The sequence below is a fragment of the Paenibacillus sp. FSL M7-1455 genome, assembly GCF_038004655.1.
Classification (GTDB): Bacteria; Bacillota; Bacilli; order Paenibacillales; family Paenibacillaceae; genus Paenibacillus_AQ; species Paenibacillus_AQ cookii.
This window is the reverse complement of the sequence record NZ_JBBORO010000001.1, coordinates 4,223,322-4,241,971: the sequence shown is the minus strand read 5'-3', so window position 1 is coordinate 4,241,971 and position 18,650 is coordinate 4,223,322. Positions and strand designations below refer to the sequence as shown.

14 protein-coding genes and 1 pseudogene are annotated in these 18,650 nt (G+C 45.0%); 12 read left to right on the top strand and 3 right to left on the bottom strand.

Annotated elements, in window-relative coordinates; translation table 11 throughout:
- Positions 1–191: 191 nt before the first annotated feature.
- On the top strand, positions 192–833 hold the full coding sequence (locus tag NYE48_RS19600; protein ID WP_340999748.1) for an ABC transporter ATP-binding protein: 642 nt from the start codon (positions 192–194) through the stop codon (positions 831–833).
- A 93-nt stretch (positions 834–926) separates the two neighbouring features.
- On the opposite strand, the gene NYE48_RS19595 is transcribed toward NYE48_RS19600, so the two are convergent.
- Entirely contained in the window at positions 927–2,120 is a 1,194-nt protein-coding gene (locus NYE48_RS19595; RefSeq protein ID WP_340997203.1) for a transposase, read from the bottom strand.
- 1 nt (position 2,121) lies between these two features.
- On the opposite strand from NYE48_RS19595, the gene NYE48_RS19590 reads away from it, so the two are divergent.
- Positions 2,122–3,393, top strand: coding sequence for an ABC transporter ATP-binding protein (locus tag NYE48_RS19590; protein ID WP_340999747.1), 1,272 nt, complete (start codon positions 2,122–2,124; stop codon positions 3,391–3,393).
- Positions 3,394–3,546: 153 nt separating this feature from the next.
- Here the strand turns inward: NYE48_RS19590 and NYE48_RS19585 are convergent, their stop codons facing one another.
- Both NYE48_RS19585 and NYE48_RS19580 read right to left on the bottom strand, forming a co-directional pair.
- The gene (locus NYE48_RS19585; protein WP_341000692.1) at positions 3,547–4,182 is read right to left on the bottom strand and encodes an AraC family transcriptional regulator; all 636 of its coding nucleotides are present in this window, start codon (positions 4,180–4,182) and stop codon (positions 3,547–3,549) included.
- A 51-nt stretch (positions 4,183–4,233) separates the two neighbouring features.
- Positions 4,234–4,404 (bottom strand): annotated as a pseudogene (locus tag NYE48_RS19580) (AraC family ligand binding domain-containing protein); the annotation flags it as partial.
- Positions 4,405–4,580: 176 nt separating this feature from the next.
- On the opposite strand from NYE48_RS19580, the gene NYE48_RS19575 reads away from it, so the two are divergent.
- From NYE48_RS19575 to NYE48_RS19530, 10 genes are all read left to right on the top strand, one after another.
- On the top strand, positions 4,581–5,648 hold the full coding sequence (locus NYE48_RS19575) for a Gfo/Idh/MocA family protein (RefSeq protein ID WP_055107213.1): 1,068 nt from the start codon (positions 4,581–4,583) through the stop codon (positions 5,646–5,648).
- Entirely contained in the window at positions 5,641–6,369 is a 729-nt protein-coding gene (locus NYE48_RS19570) for a ThuA domain-containing protein (protein ID WP_340999746.1), read from the top strand. The genes NYE48_RS19575 and NYE48_RS19570 overlap by 8 nt, the downstream gene beginning before the upstream one ends.
- 152 nt (positions 6,370–6,521) lie before the next feature.
- Entirely contained in the window at positions 6,522–8,201 is a 1,680-nt protein-coding gene (locus NYE48_RS19565; protein ID WP_036715302.1) for a glycoside hydrolase family 13 protein, read from the top strand.
- 405 nt (positions 8,202–8,606) lie between these two features.
- On the top strand, positions 8,607–9,914 hold the full coding sequence (locus NYE48_RS19560) for an extracellular solute-binding protein (protein WP_339324015.1): 1,308 nt from the start codon (positions 8,607–8,609) through the stop codon (positions 9,912–9,914).
- Between the two features lie 84 nt (positions 9,915–9,998).
- Complete coding sequence (locus NYE48_RS19555; RefSeq protein WP_081992821.1) at positions 9,999–10,958, top strand: carbohydrate ABC transporter permease; 960 nt, start codon at positions 9,999–10,001, stop codon at positions 10,956–10,958.
- 12 nt (positions 10,959–10,970) lie between these two features.
- Positions 10,971–11,804, top strand: coding sequence for a carbohydrate ABC transporter permease (locus NYE48_RS19550; protein WP_036715280.1), 834 nt, complete (start codon positions 10,971–10,973; stop codon positions 11,802–11,804).
- 30 nt (positions 11,805–11,834) lie between these two features.
- On the top strand, positions 11,835–13,622 hold the full coding sequence (locus tag NYE48_RS19545; protein ID WP_212947298.1) for a glycoside hydrolase family 66 protein: 1,788 nt from the start codon (positions 11,835–11,837) through the stop codon (positions 13,620–13,622).
- 350 nt (positions 13,623–13,972) lie between these two features.
- Entirely contained in the window at positions 13,973–15,754 is a 1,782-nt protein-coding gene (locus tag NYE48_RS19540) for a cache domain-containing sensor histidine kinase (RefSeq protein WP_212947296.1), read from the top strand.
- Positions 15,751–17,301, top strand: coding sequence for a response regulator transcription factor (locus tag NYE48_RS19535; RefSeq protein ID WP_340999745.1), 1,551 nt, complete (start codon positions 15,751–15,753; stop codon positions 17,299–17,301). The genes NYE48_RS19540 and NYE48_RS19535 overlap by 4 nt, the downstream gene beginning before the upstream one ends.
- Positions 17,302–17,319: 18 nt before the next feature.
- Positions 17,320–18,573 (top strand): extracellular solute-binding protein, encoded by a 1,254-nt coding sequence (locus NYE48_RS19530; RefSeq protein ID WP_340999744.1) that lies wholly within the window; start codon positions 17,320–17,322, stop codon positions 18,571–18,573.
- Positions 18,574–18,650 lie beyond the last annotated feature (77 nt).

Below are 18,650 nucleotides of genomic sequence, written 5' to 3'. Positions count from 1 at the left end.
TTTTTGCGTTCGGATACAGGGGCAATCCTAGCTGGACTTCGATCATATTTAGGGTGAAATACATATATTTTGACAGGTATAAATCATCTGCGGCACCCGATAAGATTATCTTGAATTGATCTATTGTGCTAAGTGTGCTGAGGCCAAAATGCGCTTTAGCCGGGAATAAAGATGGCGAGAGGTGTGTAAGAATGGCGAATCAAGCCAGGAGTGCCATTATCGAGGTTTTAAAGAAAAGCAAAAAAGTTCTGTTTCTCATTTTATTTTTCAATATATCCGCTTCACTCGTTTCCATCCTGCAACCCGTCATTTTCAAAGAGTTGTTCGATGAGCTTTTGCCCAGAAAGGAAATCAATACCGCCATTTTTTATATTTTGCTCATCGTGCTCATTCCGGTTCTATTTGCCGCGCTCAATAGTTTTACCGCATATTACAATAATGAGCTGGGAAATAAACTTTCAAAAAACTTAAGAATGCGATTATTTTCGCATGTACTTCAAATTAGACCTAAACATATGGATCAGGTTGGACGAGGAGAAATGATGAACCGGCTAACTTCCCAAGTCGGGATGTTATGCGAGGTATTCGTTGTAGAGACCGTGATGTCGGTCGTCTCTAATCTCATTTTATTGTTTGCCACTTTGTGGATCATGTTTTCAATGAGCATCGAGCTTACGTCGGTTGCAATCGTTTCGTTTCCGGTCTTTATGTACATTTTCAAACGATTTAGAAAAAAAACCGAAACTCTCGACGAAAATTATTATTCGATCCTGGAAAAGGGCATGAGTTATTTGAGTGTTTTGCATAATTCCGTTTCAGAGAAGAAGCGATAGCATATTCACTGTCGTTAAGGGGTAATTTTCGAAAATGGTATTATATGGATGAAGAAAAGGGCAGACTTGCAGAATTTTAGAACAGCTCGTTTTTTAAGCGGCAGCCCGTTTTGAATGATGAGAAACGGCGAGCGCAGATGCAAGCAGAACAATGGCATTCAAATACTGGTGAGTTGTGACTTTCTGAATGCCCCGGACATGTGCGGCGTCTGCCGTCAAATAGGTTTTCAATCGGGAGTTGCAGCGTTCTACGCTGGTTCGTTCATTGTAAAGTTCCTTCCAACGCTTTGTATCCCGATGAGGGATGCTGTATCGCCGGAGATCATCCTTCGCATTTACTTTGACGACCATTCCATAGTTTGAAGACGAGCAGGCAGCCATGCCAAGCGGACAGTCGACTTTACCCGTGGCATGCGGGCAGCGAAATTTATGCATATCGCCGTCAACTCCCCAGTATGTCATCGCATAACCCATGGAACAGCACGGTGTTCCGTTCGAGGTCATGCCAGCAGGCGGTTCCTTCTCCCCCCGAAGATTAAGGGGAATGATGGCTTGTGCCTTGACGTTGCGGGCGGCCTCATAAACTTTCATTTGGTCGTAGCCCGCATCGAGTATGAAAAATCGTGTGCTCGTCCTGGACGCTGTTTTCTCGATCAGGCCCGGCGCCATTTCTCCATCATTGACATGCGCCGGCGTTACTTCCAAGGCGATCGGCAATTCACTTTTCGTATCGACCGCCAGATGAATTTTGTAACCAAACCATGTGATTTTATTGCCGAAGGAATCAATTTTTGCGCCCCAGTTCGCATTACCCGTTTGCTCGCTTTTGCGTTTGGGCTGCTTTTTCTCGTAAGCGCGGAGAGCGGTGCTGTCTATGGCGACGTTACTGCCTTCTATGATACCTTCCTGCTGACAGCGTGTGACCAAATCCTCAAAAAGCCGTTTTGCCAAGTCCTTTCTCGTCAGTTCTGAGAAAACTCGGCTTAATGTGGATATGGAAGGAGCTTCTCGATCCAGCGGAAGACCACACTGATAACGAAACCGGAGATCCGTATCCAAACGCTTATGCAACCCTGAAAAGGTACTTATTCCTTCAAGCGGCGCAGCCAAGAGTGCTCGTAGAATACCTTGTCTGCAGTATCCCTCAGCGCCTCGGGGTGAACGGCTTCTCAGTTCCTTGGCATACGGTCTCAGATCGAGAGAGCTGAAGAAGATCGGCAATCTCTCCTTGGGTTGAATTTTTAAAAGTTCTTCGAAGGAAAACAGACATTCTTGGAGAATATACAAAGTGACTTCCTCCATCCTTGAGGTTTTTGGGTTTGGTCACTTGAAAACTTCTCCAAGTTGGGGTGAAGTCCCTTTTTTATGTCCGAAAATCCTTACGGCTCAAGGCCTCAGATTACTGCAAAACGCTCATTTAAATGATTTCTTTTCCAATCTTAAATCGGTTCAAATATTCAATGGACAAGAGGTGGAAAAAAAGAGATGGAATGAATGGAATGATCAAGCCTGGAACGTATCCAAAAAATCCTATGTTTTTCATCATATGGTCGTCAACTTGATCGCGGATACGGTGATCTCCTTAATTACGGGCATCATCTACGGTTACAGCCTCTATTTAATATTATCTGGAAAAATCTCGCCGGGCACGTTACTTGCGTTTATTATATTGCTCCCGAGACTCTACAGTATTTTTAAGTCGTTGTTTACAGTCAATATCGATTTGACCAGAATGAAGGTCATTATGGGGAATATAAATGAAATTTTTCAATTGGATAAGTTGCCATATGGTAGTCTCACCCCTGATTTCAATAGAATCCCCAGGCTGGAATTGAAAAATGTCTCATACAGCCATGCAGGTGAAAACTCCCCCGGAATTTCAAATTTTGACCTCGATGTAGCACCAGGGAGTTTTGTCGGCATTGTAGGTTTAAGCGGCTCGGGAAAATCCACCTTGTTCGAATTAGTTCACCGGCATATTGAACCGGAGTCTGGAGAAATATTGCTTGACGGAATCCGCATTTCCGAATTCAACATCCATCAGTTCAGAAAGTATGTGGGCTATAACCCGCAAAAACCGATCCTTTGGAACCACAGCATTCTTGAGAATATTATTTATCCCATCCAAAAGGAAGAGCTGAATGAAGCATTACTCCAAAGGTTTGATCATGTGGTTGAACTTGCGCATGTGAAAGATTTTGTCGAGATTATGCCGAACAAATATGATACAAAGGTGGAGAGCAACGGAGAAAATTTATCGGGCGGGGAAATTCAAAGGATTTTATTGGCCAGAACTTTCATGCATGATCCCAAAATTCTCATGTTGGATGAATATACTTCGGCTTTAGATGCCATCACGGAAAGTCATTTAAATGATACGTTGTTAAAATTGAAAGGCCGTCAAACCATTTTGGTGATTGCGCATCGACTGTCGACGGTTAAAAATGCCGACTACATCATCGTGGTCGATCACGGCAAGATTGCGGAGAAAGGCAGCCCGGATGAATTGTTGTCCCAAAAAGGCATTTTTTACTCGATGCATGAAAAACAGAGGATATAAGTGTGATCTAAGCTGGCTTCCGATACGTTGACTTCGACTTGCGAAGTCTTTTTTTGCATTATTCTCCAAAATTAAAATATTGCTTTGTAAGACAAAGACGAAACCAAGGGAGTGAATCAACATTGATCAAAAAAGTCGGGAAATGAGTCTGAGCTATTGCCCGGATTCTCCTCGTTCCCGAACTTTTTTATAATATTGACTGGGCGAAAGTCCCTCATACTTCTTAAATACCTTGCTAAAGTAATACGGATCGTCCAGCCCGGACAAATAGCCAATTTCATTAAAGCTTAAATGGGTCGCTTCGATTAATTCCTTCGCATGATCGATTCGAATCCGGTTTACATAACGCATAATGCTCCGGCCAGTCCATTTGGTGAATACCCGGTTGATGTAATCATAATTGCATTCAAATTCTTGCTCGATGTCCGTGCTGGTTATTTTTTCGGTATAGTGCTCATGGATGTAGTCAAGCAAGGCGTGGACTTTAATGAACGATTTGGTATTGCCTCCCTCATGCGTTTGAAGCGTATCGATAAAGTATTTCCTGGAGACCTTGATCAGCCATTCGGTAAATTTTAGAGCGGTCAATCCGCGGTTGAAATATTTGCGCCTGTACAGCCCCAGTATTTCATTCATCGCAAGAAAGGAAAAAGACAGGTCTTTTTTCGACAAAGAATAGTTTTTTGGGAAATGACAAATAGAATTGTCCTGGCCGGCCTGATAGGCTTCTTCTTCCAGAATGACGTGTCTGGCTAAGGGAAGGATATCTTTCACCTCCACCGCTTTCATGTCCGAATGCTCAAAATGAACATAGTAATAGTCGCAAACGTGCTTATCTATGCCTTCGTGCTCCAAATTTGGCTCCAGGACAAGGAGATCCCCCTTCTTCAGGATATAGTCGACACCGTTTTCCCGGAGATGAAGCTCACCGCATTTGATGAAATAGAGAACCCATTCGTGCGTCGTTCTCTTAAAGTGAATCCAAGGCTGTTTATAGGAAACGAACCCCATCAATTTGATCTTCGGCATTACTTCCACATTAATAGCAAGCATGATTATCCTCCCAGATCAATTTATAAAAGTCGCTTTTGTACAAAAAGGGTATCTTTCCGCCATTTCCGTCCATTCTATCACACTCTATACTGGGGTTGTGATTAAAACGATGTTAACAGGGATGGGGCGATGAAATGGAAAAGCTGAAAATCGGTGTGATCGGCTTGGGCGGTATCGCGGACATGCATATTGGGGGCATATTGTCCAGCGAGGATGCCGACGTATGGTCGATTTGCGATTGCAATGAAGAAGCGCTGGCAAGAAGGGGCGAAGAACTCGGCATCCCGGAAACGCGAAGATATCTGAGTGTTACGGAATTGCTGGAGAATCCCGAACTCGACGCAGTGACGATCGGTACGCCAAATCACAATCATTATGCGATCGCCTGTGAGGCGATAAAGCGGCGTAAGCCTTTTGCCCTTGAAAAGCCGGTGTCGCTGGATACGCGGGAGGCGCGTATGCTGAGGGATATGCTGGCGAACGATTACCTGCCGCATATGGTTTGCTTCAGTTACCGTTACAAAGCGGCGGTGAGATATGCAAAATGGATGATTGACCAGGGCAAATTAGGCGATATTAAACACGTGTACAGCCAATACCTGCAAAGCTGGGGACTGGACGAAAGCATTCCGCTGGTCTGGAGATTCCGCAAAGAGCTGTCGGGATCGGGGGCGCTGGGAGACTTGGGCTCGCATATTCTCGATCTTCAGCGTTTTCTCATCGGCGATGCAGAACGGGTGATTGCCGATGCGGATACGATTATCAAGGAACGCGGCCTCATTTCCGGAGACGGTAAGGGGGAGGTCGACGTCGACGACTTCTGTCATGTGCTGATGCGCCTTAAGGGAGGTGCTTCGGGAGCCATGTCCATTTCAAGATTCGCTTACGGGCGGGGGAACTACCAACAGCTGGAGATTTACGGTACCCGCGGAGCACTTGTGTACAATCTCGAAGAGGAAGACACTCTTTACGTCCATTTTTCCGAAGAGGGAGACCGCGGATTCCGGAAAGCGGAAATTCCTGAATCCTTCCGAACTGATCAGATGCAGTCTTTTATCAACCTTGTCCAAGGAAAAGGGGATGGGTGTGACGCCGATATGGAAGACGGTTATATGAATCAGCTTACCCTTGACTCTATTATCGAATCATTTACGGAACAACGATGGATTCATATCAAACAGGAGGTGTTTCATCATGTCTAACATCAATGTAACCGTATGGAACGAATACCGACATGAAAAACAAAGTGAACAAGTGAAAGCGATTTATCCGGAGGGCATTCATAGGGCCATTGCGAACTATCTGAACGGCCAGGACGGATTGGAGGCAGGAACCGCCGTGCTCGATGAGCCGGAACACGGACTGACCGATGAGGTGTTGGATAGAACCGACGTGCTGATTTGGTGGGGGCATTTGGCTCACGACGAGGTGAGCGATGAGATCGTAGAAAAAGTGCGCCAACGAGTGCTGTGCGGAATGGGTCTGATCGTCCTTCACTCGGGACACGGTTCAAAAATATTCCAAGCTCTTATGGGCACGAACACGGGAGCGCTGAAATGGCGGGATGACGGAGAAAAGGAAAGAATCTGGATTATCGAGCCCGGCCATCCAATCCCGAAGGGCCTTGGCGAGTATATCGAAATTCCGAAGGAAGAAATGTACGGGGAACGTTTTGAGATCCCGGCCCCGGACGAATTGATCTTTATTTCGTGGTTCGAAGGCGGTGAAGTGTTCCGCAGCGGTTGTTGTTACAAAAGAGGGCAGGGTCATATTTTCTACTTCAGGCCGGGACATGAAACATTCCCCGTATACCACCACCCCGAGGTGCTTCAGGTGATTGCCAACAGCGTGCGCTGGGCGGCGAAGAGTGAACTTGCCAAATTCTCTTACGGGCGCGTGGCGCCTCTGGAGACAGTTCGTTAATTTAAAGGCAGTTATCACAGGAGGGCGAATATGTCAACGCTCTCCTTTTTGATGTTTTGGAGATTATAGAATGTTGTACATGAAAGAGAGATTTTTTAAGATGAATTTGAAACGTTTATTTATATGCGGTATTGGGAGGAATTTAGGTGAAAATGGGCGCTTTTTGGCAAGAAGAAGTCGTTTATCAGATTTATCCCCGTAGCTTCATGGACAGCAACGGAGACGGGATCGGAGATTTGCGGGGGATCATCAGCAAATTAGATTATTTGAAGGAGCTCGGAGTAGGCATCGTGTGGTTGAGTCCGGTCTATAAATCTCCGAACGACGATAATGGATACGACATCAGCGATTATCAGGATATTATGGATGAATTCGGCACAATGGACGATTGGGAGGAGCTGCTCCACGGCCTTCATGAACGCGGTATTCGGTTGATTATGGACCTCGTAGTCAATCATTCCTCTGACGAGCATTCCTGGTTTCAGGAATCCAAAAAATCCAAAGATAATCCTTACCGTGATTTTTATATTTGGAAACCCGGGAAAGGGGACGGTTCCGAACCGAACAATTGGGTATCTTTCTTCGGCGGCTCAGCATGGCAATATGACGAGGTGACGGATGAATACTACCTGCATCTGTTTTCGAAGAAGCAGCCGGATTTGAATTGGGAAAATCCAAGGCTTCGGCGTGCGGTATACGATATGATGACTTTCTGGTTAGAGAAGGGGATCGACGGATTCCGCATGGACGTGATCAATTGTATTTCAAAAGCGGAAGGTCTGCCGAGCGCTGGGGATGACAAATATGCTTGGGGAGGCGAGTTTTTCCTCTGCGGGCCGAGGTTGGAGCAATATCTGAAAGAAATGAACGAAGAGGTATTGTCCAAATACGACGTCATGACCGTCGGGGAGATGCCGGGAGTGACGCCGGAGCTGGCTGCGCGCTATACGGATCCGGCTAACAAGGAATTAAACATGGTATTTCATTTCGAGACGATGGATATCGACGCCGGGGAAGGCGGGAAGTGGAACTTCACCAAGTGGAAGCTGGCCGACTTGAAAGCCGTTACGAACAAATGGCAGTACGGACTGAACGGCAGAGGCTGGAACAGCCTTTATCTGAACAACCACGACCAACCTCGTATGGTGTCCCGTTTTGGCGACGACACGGTATACCGGAAAGAGTCGGCCAAGCTTCTGGCCACGTTCCTTCACACCCTTCAGGGCACGCCTTACATTTTTCAGGGCGAGGAAATTGGCATGACGAACGTGAAATTCGATAATATCGACCAATACCGGGATATCGAGACGCTAAATTTCTTTAAAGAGGCGGTTCATGACGGGGGCATGCCGGTGGAGCAAGCGATGGCCGCGATCTATGCAAAATCCCGGGATAACGCAAGAACTCCGATGCAATGGAACGAAAGCAAACACGCCGGATTCACGACAGGAGAGCCTTGGATCGGAGTAAATCCCAACTTTAAGGAGATTAATGTCGAGGATGCGCTTCGGGATAAGGATTCCATTTTTCATTACTACAAAAAATTGATCCAATTGCGCAAGCAGCATCCGATTATGATCTATGGCGATTATGACATCGTGGCTGAAGAGCATGAGCAAATTTATGCTTATACCCGAACTTGGCGAAACGAAAAATGGATCGTGATTCTCAATTTCTCTGACAGGGAGGCGGAATTCACGCTTCCGGAAAAGCTGGAGGAATATCGTAGTGGAAGTCAATTAATCATTTCCAATTACGAAAACGTGACTGAAAGACCGATCAGTGAGTGGAACCTCAGACCTTATGAAGCGAGAGTATATAGATTGGTATAAAAGAAGGGGCTGCCCCTTCTGTCGTCCAATCAGATCTACCGCACACGCGAGAATCAGGCTTTCTGTAATTAGCATGGCATCCGGCTCAGCGGAACGGCATTGGGAGCGCAGGCTACGTGATCTTTTTTGCTTCATTTTACGATACTATCTCGCGGGCGCCTATTTCCGAATCCCTGTTAAAGAAGCGTTCAGCAAGCCCTAAGTAGTTGGTAAATAAAAGTTGCTAAAGGTGCATTATTTTGAGATTCCATCAAAATATAATGCACCTTTTTTGAATTGGGTATATTTGGAAACTCTAACTTCGCAATATTGTTCACCTTGAGCTAAATGTAAACGGTTACTCGCCATGGAGTTCCGCCTCATAATAAAAGAGTAAGTTAAATTGCACAAGGGGGTTTCATAGTAATGAAGTTGCACAAAAAGATATCTTTTGGTGTTATGGCGGCTGTTTTGGCAATATCATTGTCAGCTTGTGGCGGAAGTAACGGCGGCTCGGCTTCGAACAGTAAATCAGACAAGACGGGCTCCGGAAACAGCGGCCAAAAGCAAGTAACAATCGAATACTGGCATACCTACGGGGAACAGGAAGAAAAAGTGCTGATGGAAGAGGTAGTTCCGAAATTCGAAGAAGAGCATCCTGAGATCAAGGTGAATTTGACCCGAATGCCTTATGAAGGGTTGAAAGAGCAAGTTATTGCGGGTGTGGCCGGTGATGCCGCGCCGGATCTGATGAGAATGGATATTATCTGGGTTCCTGAATTCGCGAAAATGGGCGCACTGCAAGACGTCAGCAAAATGGAAGGGTTTGAGGAAGTGAAGTCCAGCGTATTTGATGCGCCGATGGAAACAAACCATTTTGACAGCGGTTACTATGGTGTTCCTTTGAATACGAACACAAAGATCGCGATTTATAATAAGACGCTTTTGGAGAAAATAGGGCTTACAGAAGCGCCAAAAACGATGGATGAGTTTGTTGCGGCTTCCAAAAAGGCGATGGAGAAAGGAGCCAAAGGCGCAATTGGTATCTCGGGAGCGCATGTATGGGGAGTGTCGCCTTACTTTTGGAGCCTTGGCGGGGTTTTGACAAACGAGGATTATACCAAAGTTGAAGGCTATTTAAATGGCCCTGAAAGCGTGAAGGCACTTGAGACAATTGTACAGTGGGGCAAAGAAGGGTTGATTATCCCTACCATGCTTGGCGGCGAACCGGGAGTATGGGACGGATTGAAAAACAATGAATATTTCATGATTGATGATGGTCCCTGGTTCTTTAGCACATTGATGAATGAAGAGAATGCAAACTTTAACATCGAGGATACGATATGGACGCAAATTCCTGAAGGCCCTGGGGGCAGTCGTTCGGTTGTCGGTGGTGAGAACTTAGTTATTTTCGCAAATTCTAAACACCCGGCAGAAGCTTGGACATTTGCCAAGTGGTTGACTACGGAAGAACCCCAAAAAATGTTGGCCAAAGCCGGATTGATTCCGACAAATCAAAAGGCTGCAAACGATCCATCTGTTTTGAAAGAACCATACGTGGCGGAATACGTGAAGCAGTTGGAAAAGGCTCTCCCACGGCCACCGATTCCGCAGTATGGTGAAATGGAGACGATCGTAAACCTGGCGATCGAAAAAGCGGTACGCGGCGAATCGGAACCGAAAGCCGCCCTGGATGAAGCTGCAAAAAATATCGAGGCTATTCTTAATAAATAATTGAAACAAGAGTTATAAGGGAGCTTCGCCTGATGATATCATCAGGCGACGCATCTTTAACCGGAAGGAAAAGGAGTGGTGAAGATGTCAATTCCATTGGCCAGCCAACCGCAAACTGGAAATAAACCGCCAGCGGCAACTCGGATGAAAAAAGGCTTTAAACAATGGATGGCGGTTTTGCCTTTTATTTTTTTGGGGGTGCTCGGAACGGCGGTATTTGTCGTTTACCCTATGATCCGAAATATCATTATCAGCTTTCAGGACTACAGTATCATGCCAAATGCGGAGAATCCCTTTGTCGGATTCGAAAATTATATTTCGGCTTTTACTGACCCCAACAACAAGGTATTGATGGCAATTCGCAACACCATTCTGAACGTGATCGTTACCGTGCCGATTAATTGGCTGTTGGCGATCGTATTTGCTGTATTGATCAATCTTCACTTTGTAAAATACAAACTTGTGTTCAGAACCGTGTATTATTTACCAATTATTACGTCCTGGATTGTCGTTGCATTTTTGTTCAGATTTTTGTTTGCAGGCGGGGAGTACGGCCTTATCAACTTCATTTTTTATAAGGTTCTCGGCATTTTCCCGGAGCCGGTCAATTTTTTGTCAAATTACTGGACGGCCATGATCGTTATTTGGCTGTTCCATATCTGGAAGACTGTTGGTTGGGGGGTTGTCATATATTTGGCGGGTCTTCAGGGGATATCGAAAGAATATTATGAGGCCGCCCAAATCGACGGTGCGAGCGGAATCAAACAGTTTTGGAGCATTACGGTGCCCATGCTCGCGCCGGTAACCGCGTTTGTGATCATAAATCTGGTTAACGGGGCCTTTAACTTCTTCCCGCAGGTGTATTTCATCACCAGAGGAGGGCCGATGGACCAGACCCAGACGCTTCCAAGCTTGATGTACATGCAGGCGTTCAAAAATTTTAACTTCGGATATGCTTCCGCTGTTGCCGTCATGATGGGAATCACCGTATTTTTGGTGACGTACACCCAGATGAAGAAATTCGGCAATCAGAAAATGTTGTAGGAGGGGCGGACGATGAAAACAAAATGGTATCTTCAACTCCTCGTATATGCCGTCATTATTATGGGGGCGCTAGCGTTTCTGTTTCCCTTTGTATATATGATCTTGACTAGTTTTATCAAGAGTGCGTATTCACTGCCACGACCGAAAGAAATTTTCTCGGTGGTCCCCAATCTGGACAACTATTTTCTTGTTTGGAACAAAAATAATTTTGCCCGTTACTTCCTGAACAGTTCGCTTGTGACGGTCGTATCCATGGTCGGCAGTATGCTGCTGGGATGCTTAACGGCCTACGGATTCGCCAGATTTCAGTTTCCGGGCAAGGAACTGCTTTTCCGCGTATTCTTGTTGACGACGATGATCCCGGGTGTCATTAATATTATCCCGCAGTTTCTTATTATCAAAAACCTTGGACTGGTAAGCACCTACTGGGGGCTATGGCTGATTTATATTGGGGGCGGAGTAGTCGGGAGTACGTTCTTCCTCCGAGGTTTTTTCCAAAGCATCCCCAAGGAATATGAGGAGTCCGTCCTCATAGACGGGGGCGGTAATTGGCGGATTTTCTGGAATATTTATTTGCCGCAATCCCTTCCGGCGATCGGAACTTTAGCGGTATTGTCCTTCCAAGGCACGTGGGAGGAATATTTTACGGCACTTGTCATTATTAAAGACGAGGCGATGAGAACACTGCCGATCGCTTTGCTTATGTTTAACGATAAATACGCAACCAACTACGGCTGGGTGTTTGCGGCTTCAATCATTGCGCTGATTCCAACCGTGTTTCTTTACGTTGTTTTCCAGAAGAAGTTCGTACAAGGCGGATTTAATGAAGGCGGTGTAAAAGGTTAGTTCATTAACGAAGATGGGAGAAGTAGCGATATGGTAAAGAAATTTTGGGAGTTGGGGAGAACTTCACTTGTAATATTAAGTTGTTTGACGGTCTTGATTGCAGGCTGCAATAAAAAGCAATTGTTAAAAGCGGAAGAGGTGACGGGTGAGTCAATGATGGACCGAGTCGCAACGGATAAGGCGGCCTATGAGCCTGGAGAACAAGTAAACTTTACGCTTTATTTTAAGGAAAGCGTTAGTGATGCGGAGGTTAGAGTCCAGTACCGCCATCTGGAGAAAGTGATCGAAGAACAGGTATTGAAAGGTTCTGGCGAAAAGCTGGATTGGACTTGGACTCCTCCGAAAGAGGACGGAAAGGGCTATATGGCCGAGATTTTCTCGATCCAAAATGGAGAGGCAAAGGATCATCTTAATATCGCAGTGGATGTTTCCTCCGATTGGACTAAATTCCCTCGGTACGGGTATTTGGCGGATTTTCATGAAATGAGCCAAGATGAGATGGCAGCGGTCATTGAACGTCTGAACCGATTCCATATCAACGGGGTGCAATTTTATGATTGGCAATATAAGCATCAGACGCCGATTAAGATGGATGGAGGCCAACCGGCAAAAAGCTGGGAGGATATCGCAAACCGCCCGGTTGCTTTCAATACGGTGAAAGGTTATATCGATCTGGTCCACGCCCGCAACATGAAAGCAATGAATTACAACCTGATCTTCGGAGCATATGAAGACGCGGAGAAGGACGGAGTCAAACGGGAGTGGGGGCTCTTTAAAGATCCAAGCGCGACAAATCAGGATAAACATCCACTTCCGGAAGGATGGGCCAGTGACATTATGCTATATGATCCATCGAACACGGAATGGCAGAATTATTTGATCTCGAAGGAAGCCGAAGTTTTTGAGCATCTGCCCTTTGACGGGTGGCATGTAGACCAGTTAGGGGACCGTGGAGGTCTTTGGAATGCGCAGGGAGAAAGTGTCAAACTGCCTGAAGGATACGTTTCCTTTTTGAAAAAAGCTAAGGAACAATTAGATGTATACTACGTCATGAATGCGGTCGGGCAGTACGGTCAAGCCTTTTTGGCCCCTAACGCACCTCTGGATTTTCTGTATACGGAAGTATGGGATGGTCATCCGAAGTATAAAAACCTGAAAGAAATTATCGATCAGAACACGAAATATAGCAAACAACGGTTAAATACGGTATTGGCCGCCTATATGAATTATGATCTGGCCAACGCTCCGGGGGAGTTTAATACTCCGGGGGTCCTACTGACCGATGCGGTTATTTTTGCTTCCGGCGGATCCCACCTCGAGCTTGGGGAGAACATGTTGGCTAAAGAATATTTTCCAAACAAGAATTTGAAAATTCCGGTTGAGCTTGAGAAGCAATTAATTCATTATTACGATTTCCTTGTAGCTTATCAGAATATTCTGCGAGGCGGATTGGAGGAATCCAAGACCACAGTTGAGGGAACAGGCGACGTACAAATTTCTGCATCTGCCGATCAAGGTAAAGTATGGTCCTTTGCCAAGCAGAGGGATGGCGATGATATTATTCATTTCATTAACTTCACAGATGCGGCAACGATGGATTGGAATGATTCCGCCGGAGAACAGACCGAACCTACCGAGCGCCAAAATGTGAAAGTTGCAGTTCGAACAAGCGGAGAAGTGGATCGGATTATGTTTGCTTCCCCGGACTACTATGGAGGGTCGCCTGTTGAATTGGCGTTTGAACAAAAGGACGGCCAAGTCGCTATTGAGCTGCCAAAGTTAAAATACTGGGATTTAATCAAAATATCGTATAAATAACACGCTAGAAAAGATACCAAAATGAGGCGGGATTCTAAGCTCGCTCGTTTTGGTTTTCCGTACTATATGAAAGCGTTTGCTGAATATACGACATAACAATAGACAGTACAGGTGTGAGCGCCTATGAAATTTCGCTCGTTTCACTTTCGTACGATTAATTTTTACTCCATGAAATGGAAGCGTCGGGAGATTCGGTTACCCGAAGCCCCCCGTCAGGAAATGGCAATGATTGTTGAGCGGATTGGTATTATAATCAATAATGGAGAAATGTGGTGCAATCCGATTGGGTTGCGTCACTTAAAGCATTGATTATATATGTCTATGAAACAAACTAGGGAGATGAGCAGCAAATGTCATTTTTTAATCGTATGAAGAACCGATTCGCTACCAAAATGATATTGGCGTTTTTGTTCATCATCCTTATTCCGACTATTTTATCTGGATTTTCCTTTTATCTGGAATCATCCGCCTTGGTAAAGAAAAATGTTCGGGCTTCGGCTATACAATTGACTAAGCAAACGGCTGATTCCTTATCGTCGATTCTTAATGTGGGTAGCGATACATCGGATTTGATCTATAGCGACTTAAATATCCAACAATCCGTCAACCACTTTAAAAGCAGCTCTCTCGGTACCCAAGTAGATTTGAGTCGGGACATGGCGGCTCGACTAAATAATGTCGTGTTCTCGAGTTCCTTTGTGAGAAGCATAAATATCGTGAAAGACGGCAGTCTTGGTTGGGGTAGCGGTACATTCTCATCCGTAAAACTAAAGCGAATGGATTTTAGCAGCTTGGAGTGGGTGAAGGAATCTAGAGAGAAGGACGGGGAACTGGTTTGGTTGGGCTTACGTAGAGACCCCTTTAGTGGCGGGGGAGAAAACACCGACCTGGTTCTTCCGATCAGCCGAGCCATGAAAGATTTTCAATCTTTGGATCAAATCGGAATATTACTAGTGAATTTAAACGGGAAGTCAATCATTGATACGATCAGTCAAGTGAAATTAGGTGAGACGGGAAGCTTTATGGTCGTTAATCGGCATGGGAAAATCGTGATTGATCCCGATTTGTCCAAAGTCGGACAAGTTGTTTCTAGCCGGGAGCTTTACGAACAAATTGTGTTAAAAGATGCTGCGGAATTTGAAATAACAATGAAGAATACTCATTATTACGGAGTCAAGCAGTTGTTAAGCAACGGGTGGATATTGGTGGGTACAGTTCCGGCATCAGAAATTACCGGGGCGCTGGACAAACTTCATAGTCGCATTTTATTAACATCCTCGGGTTTTGCCTTGATTGCCGTCATCATTGGTTTAATCATCGCGAAATGGGTAACCAATCCGATTAAACAATTGACCATCGGAATGAGAAAAGTTCAACAAGGGGATTTGAAGGTTCGCACCCAAGTGAAAGCTACTGATGAATTTGGACTTATGAGCAGGCACTTCAACAAAATGCTTGATGAAATAGAGCTATTGATGACGAGGGTAGGAGAGGAAGAAAGACAAAAAATGGAGGCTGAAATTAAAGCCGTCACCTACCGGATTCATCCTCATTTTCTTTATAATACGTTAAGTACATTACGTTGGCTGATCCGTTCCGGGGAAAATAACCGGGCCGATGAAGGCCTGGCTGCATTAACCCGTCTCTTGCAAGCCAATATGGGCAAAAACGGCCAACTGATCACCCTTTCGGAAGAGTTGGAGATCATCGAGAAGTACTTGGTCATTTTAGAGATGCGTTATGATTGTAAATATGAACTGGTTTTGAACATAGAGCCTGAATCCAAACATTTCAAAATTCCACGTATGCTGCTACAACCACTTGTGGAAAATGCGGTTTTCCATGGATTCGTTCCTTTGAACCGAGGGGGAAACATTAAGATTTCCTCTATCGTAAAGCCAGGGGAATTATGGATAACGATTGAAGACAATGGAGCTGGTATGAGTCGAGATCAGTTAAAACAACTGACATCGGCTAGCGGACAAAAGAGAATGGGAATCGGACTGATGCATATTTCGGACACTTTGCGGCTGTATTATGATGACGGCTCAACAATGACCGTTGACAGCGAAGTGGGGAAAGGAACGAAAATCTTGATTTTGATTCGTTTCCCGAAGGAGGTTGGAAAATGACAGATCGTGTGCTGATCGTTGATGATGAACCCATAATCCGAAAAGGACTGAAAGGTTTTATCGATTGGGAACTGCATGGACTTCAGTTGGAAGGGGATTGTGCAAACGGGGTGGAAGCGCTGGAGTTGATTCAAACAAAGCCGATCGATATTTTGATTACGGATATTAAAATGCCTCTCATGGATGGTCTTCAGCTTACACAGAAGGCATTGCAGGTAAATCCGGATATGAAAGTCGTTCTGATCAGCAGCTATAACGAGTTTGATTATGTCAGAGAAGGCATGAAATATGGAGCGGTAGACTATTTACTAAAACCTTCGTTGGAAGCCGGAGAACTGATCATAGTGCTGGACCGTTGTAAGGTGATGCTTCAAAAGCAGAGGCAACAAGTCGTAGAGCGGCAAATATATTCGGAACATGTGCATAAATTGGAGAGAAAACGGCTGGAACAGGAAATTATCCGATGGCTCGTTACGGAGCAGGCGAAAATGAGGTTTACTGATATTTTTGGAGAAACAACAGAAGCTTATGTATGTGCCTTCGGAGTATTGGACGGACTTGAAGAATGGCAAGAGCTGTACGGAAAGCTTCATATCAGTATCATTTATGAAGAAATACAGGCTTGTTTTTATGACCAAATCCCGCAGGGGAGCGCTCCCATTCTTGCAGGTGAGGGAATATTTATGATCTTTCCGCAAGAAGGAGATACAGAACTTATCCTTGAACAACTAAAATCTCGCATCGAGAGTGACCTTCACGTCAGTATCACGTTGGGATTTTGCGTGGAACAAGCAGATGAATGGCTTGAAAGAGGGCTCAAAAAAAGCCGGGAAGCCAGCGTCCGGCGGTTTTATGAAGGGGCGGGAAAATCGTTCAAGTGGAAGGATTCGACTTCTTATACTTTTAAACCCTCTCCGGAATCCATTCCACTGCACCGTATTTTGGATATGATCCGTGAAGCAAGGGATACAGCCACCGTATTGGAGTGCTTCGTTTCCCGCTGGAAAAAGAGCAAGAATCCACCCGACCAAGTGAAGAATGAAGCTTACGAGTTGTTGTGCGCTCTAGCTTATTCCTTCGGAGACGCAAAACTGCTGGCGGATACCCGGGATCGCATTTTACATTCGGAAACCTTGGATGGATTAATCGAGACGATCAACGGGCTGGTCGACGAAATGAAACATCCGGGTTTTCTTGTTTCCACTGATCGTGGACAAGGCGGGCAATTAATTAATAATGCTATTGATTATATTAAATCCCGTTTTACAGATGAATTAACATTGCAGGAAGTTGCCAATTTTATTCATGTCAGCAAAAGCTATTTTTCAAATTTATTCAAGAAACACACGGGACAAAATTTCATTGACTATGTCATCGACCTGCGATTACATGAAGCGAAACGATTGCTTTTGATGAAGGAGTATAAAATCTACGAAGTAGCTGAGAAATCGGGATTCAATGACGTGAAGTATTTTAGCAGACTGTTTAAGAAAATAACGCAAATGACGCCTGTGGAATACAGGGATAAGCATGATCGGAAAGTATAAAAAGGGAGTGGTTTGGGGATGAAGCGGTTCCTTTGTTTTTTTGTCATCATCGTGATGTTGACTGCTTGCAACCGAAATTCGATCATCACGGACCCTGAAGCTGTCGAAAAGCTAAACAATCCTCAGACCCGTACCATTGAGTTTTGGCACACTTACAGTGATGAAGAAACTCATCTCCTTGAACAAGAGCTCATTCCTGCCTTTGAAAAACAAAATCCGGGGATACGGGTACATCCGGTAAGACATGCAAATAACATTGAACTCAAATACACTCTAATCGCCAAGGCCTCCGCCAACCGCTCTCCTGATGTGGTACGTATGGATGTCGCGTGGGTCCCGGAGTTTTCCCAAAGCGGTTTGCTCACCCCATTGAACGGTTTCCATGATTTTGAATCCGTAGTAAGCCTGCTTCAATCGAGCGCAGGTTTGGTGGGATATTATGAGGGGTTCAATTATTCGCTTCCGGTTAACATTAATACTAAAGTCGCAATATATAACCGTTCTCTTTTGACACAAGCTGGTTTGTCTTCTCCTCCGGAAAGGTTTGAAGAAGTTATTAAGCTGGCAAGGAAAGAACGGTATATGATCGGTCTCGGCGGTTTGGATACATGGAAGACCCTCCCTTGTATTTATGCGCTGGGCGGCAAAATGACTGATGACCAATATAAGCAGGCTACAGGCTACCTTAACAGTAAAGCAACCGTTCATGCGGTTGAGGAGTTAGTCTCTTTGTATCAAGAGCAACTAATCGATAGAACTGTTGTCAATGGCGGCGGCGATAACTGGGAAGGAGTCAAATCAGGAAATATTCTCGTCACTGATGAAGGTCCATGGTTTTATAGTGTTTTTCAGGGGGATGAACTGAGTAGGGCCTTAAATTCAACGATAGCAGTTCCTTTTCCACATGAATTTGGTCCGTCCTCAATCGTCGGTGGTGAAGATTTAGTCATTCCTAAGGGGGCTAAACAACCTGAAGAGGCTTGGGAGTTCATGAAATTTATGACGAGTAAACCATCTCAGGAAATCATGGCGCAAACCGGGCTAATTCCAACAAACCGAGAGGCGAAAGTAAAAAACGCAGCGCTGGAATCCATCATTCGTCCTTATGAAGAGGCATTGAACAATAGTTTTTTAAGACCGCCCGTTAAAGCTTGGAGCCAAATTGATGAAATTTATACTTCTTATATGACCCGCATTTTTCAAGGAGAATTATCGGCAGAAGAAGGACTGACTAAAGCTGCGTCTGAAATAGATATCGTTCTGGAGCGATAAGCAATCTTCATTGGAAGTTTACACAAAACTCTAAAAGGTTAGCCAAATATCTGCCTCAAGCGATTTGAGGCAGATAT

Excerpts from the sequence above, each read along its gene's own strand:
- NYE48_RS19535 (WP_340999745.1), top strand. The coding sequence starts at position 15,751 with ATGACAGATCGTGTGCTGATCGTTGATGATGAACCCATAATCCGAAAA.
- NYE48_RS19550 (WP_036715280.1), top strand. The coding sequence starts at position 10,971 with ATGAAAACAAAATGGTATCTTCAACTCCTCGTATATGCCGTCATTATT.
- NYE48_RS19560 (WP_339324015.1), top strand. The coding sequence starts at position 8,607 with ATGAAGTTGCACAAAAAGATATCTTTTGGTGTTATGGCGGCTGTTTTG.
- NYE48_RS19575 (WP_055107213.1), top strand. The coding sequence starts at position 4,581 with ATGGAAAAGCTGAAAATCGGTGTGATCGGCTTGGGCGGTATCGCGGAC.
- NYE48_RS19555 (WP_081992821.1), top strand. The coding sequence starts at position 9,999 with ATGTCAATTCCATTGGCCAGCCAACCGCAAACTGGAAATAAACCGCCA.
- NYE48_RS19600 (WP_340999748.1), top strand. The coding sequence starts at position 192 with ATGGCGAATCAAGCCAGGAGTGCCATTATCGAGGTTTTAAAGAAAAGC.
- NYE48_RS19570 (WP_340999746.1), top strand. The coding sequence starts at position 5,641 with ATGTCTAACATCAATGTAACCGTATGGAACGAATACCGACATGAAAAA.
- NYE48_RS19565 (WP_036715302.1), top strand. The coding sequence starts at position 6,522 with ATGGGCGCTTTTTGGCAAGAAGAAGTCGTTTATCAGATTTATCCCCGT.
- NYE48_RS19540 (WP_212947296.1), top strand. The coding sequence starts at position 13,973 with ATGTCATTTTTTAATCGTATGAAGAACCGATTCGCTACCAAAATGATA.
- NYE48_RS19545 (WP_212947298.1), top strand. The coding sequence starts at position 11,835 with ATGGTAAAGAAATTTTGGGAGTTGGGGAGAACTTCACTTGTAATATTA.
- NYE48_RS19585 (WP_341000692.1), bottom strand. The coding sequence starts at position 4,182 with ATGAAAGCGGTGGAGGTGAAAGATATCCTTCCCTTAGCCAGACACGTC.
- NYE48_RS19530 (WP_340999744.1), top strand. The coding sequence starts at position 17,320 with ATGAAGCGGTTCCTTTGTTTTTTTGTCATCATCGTGATGTTGACTGCT.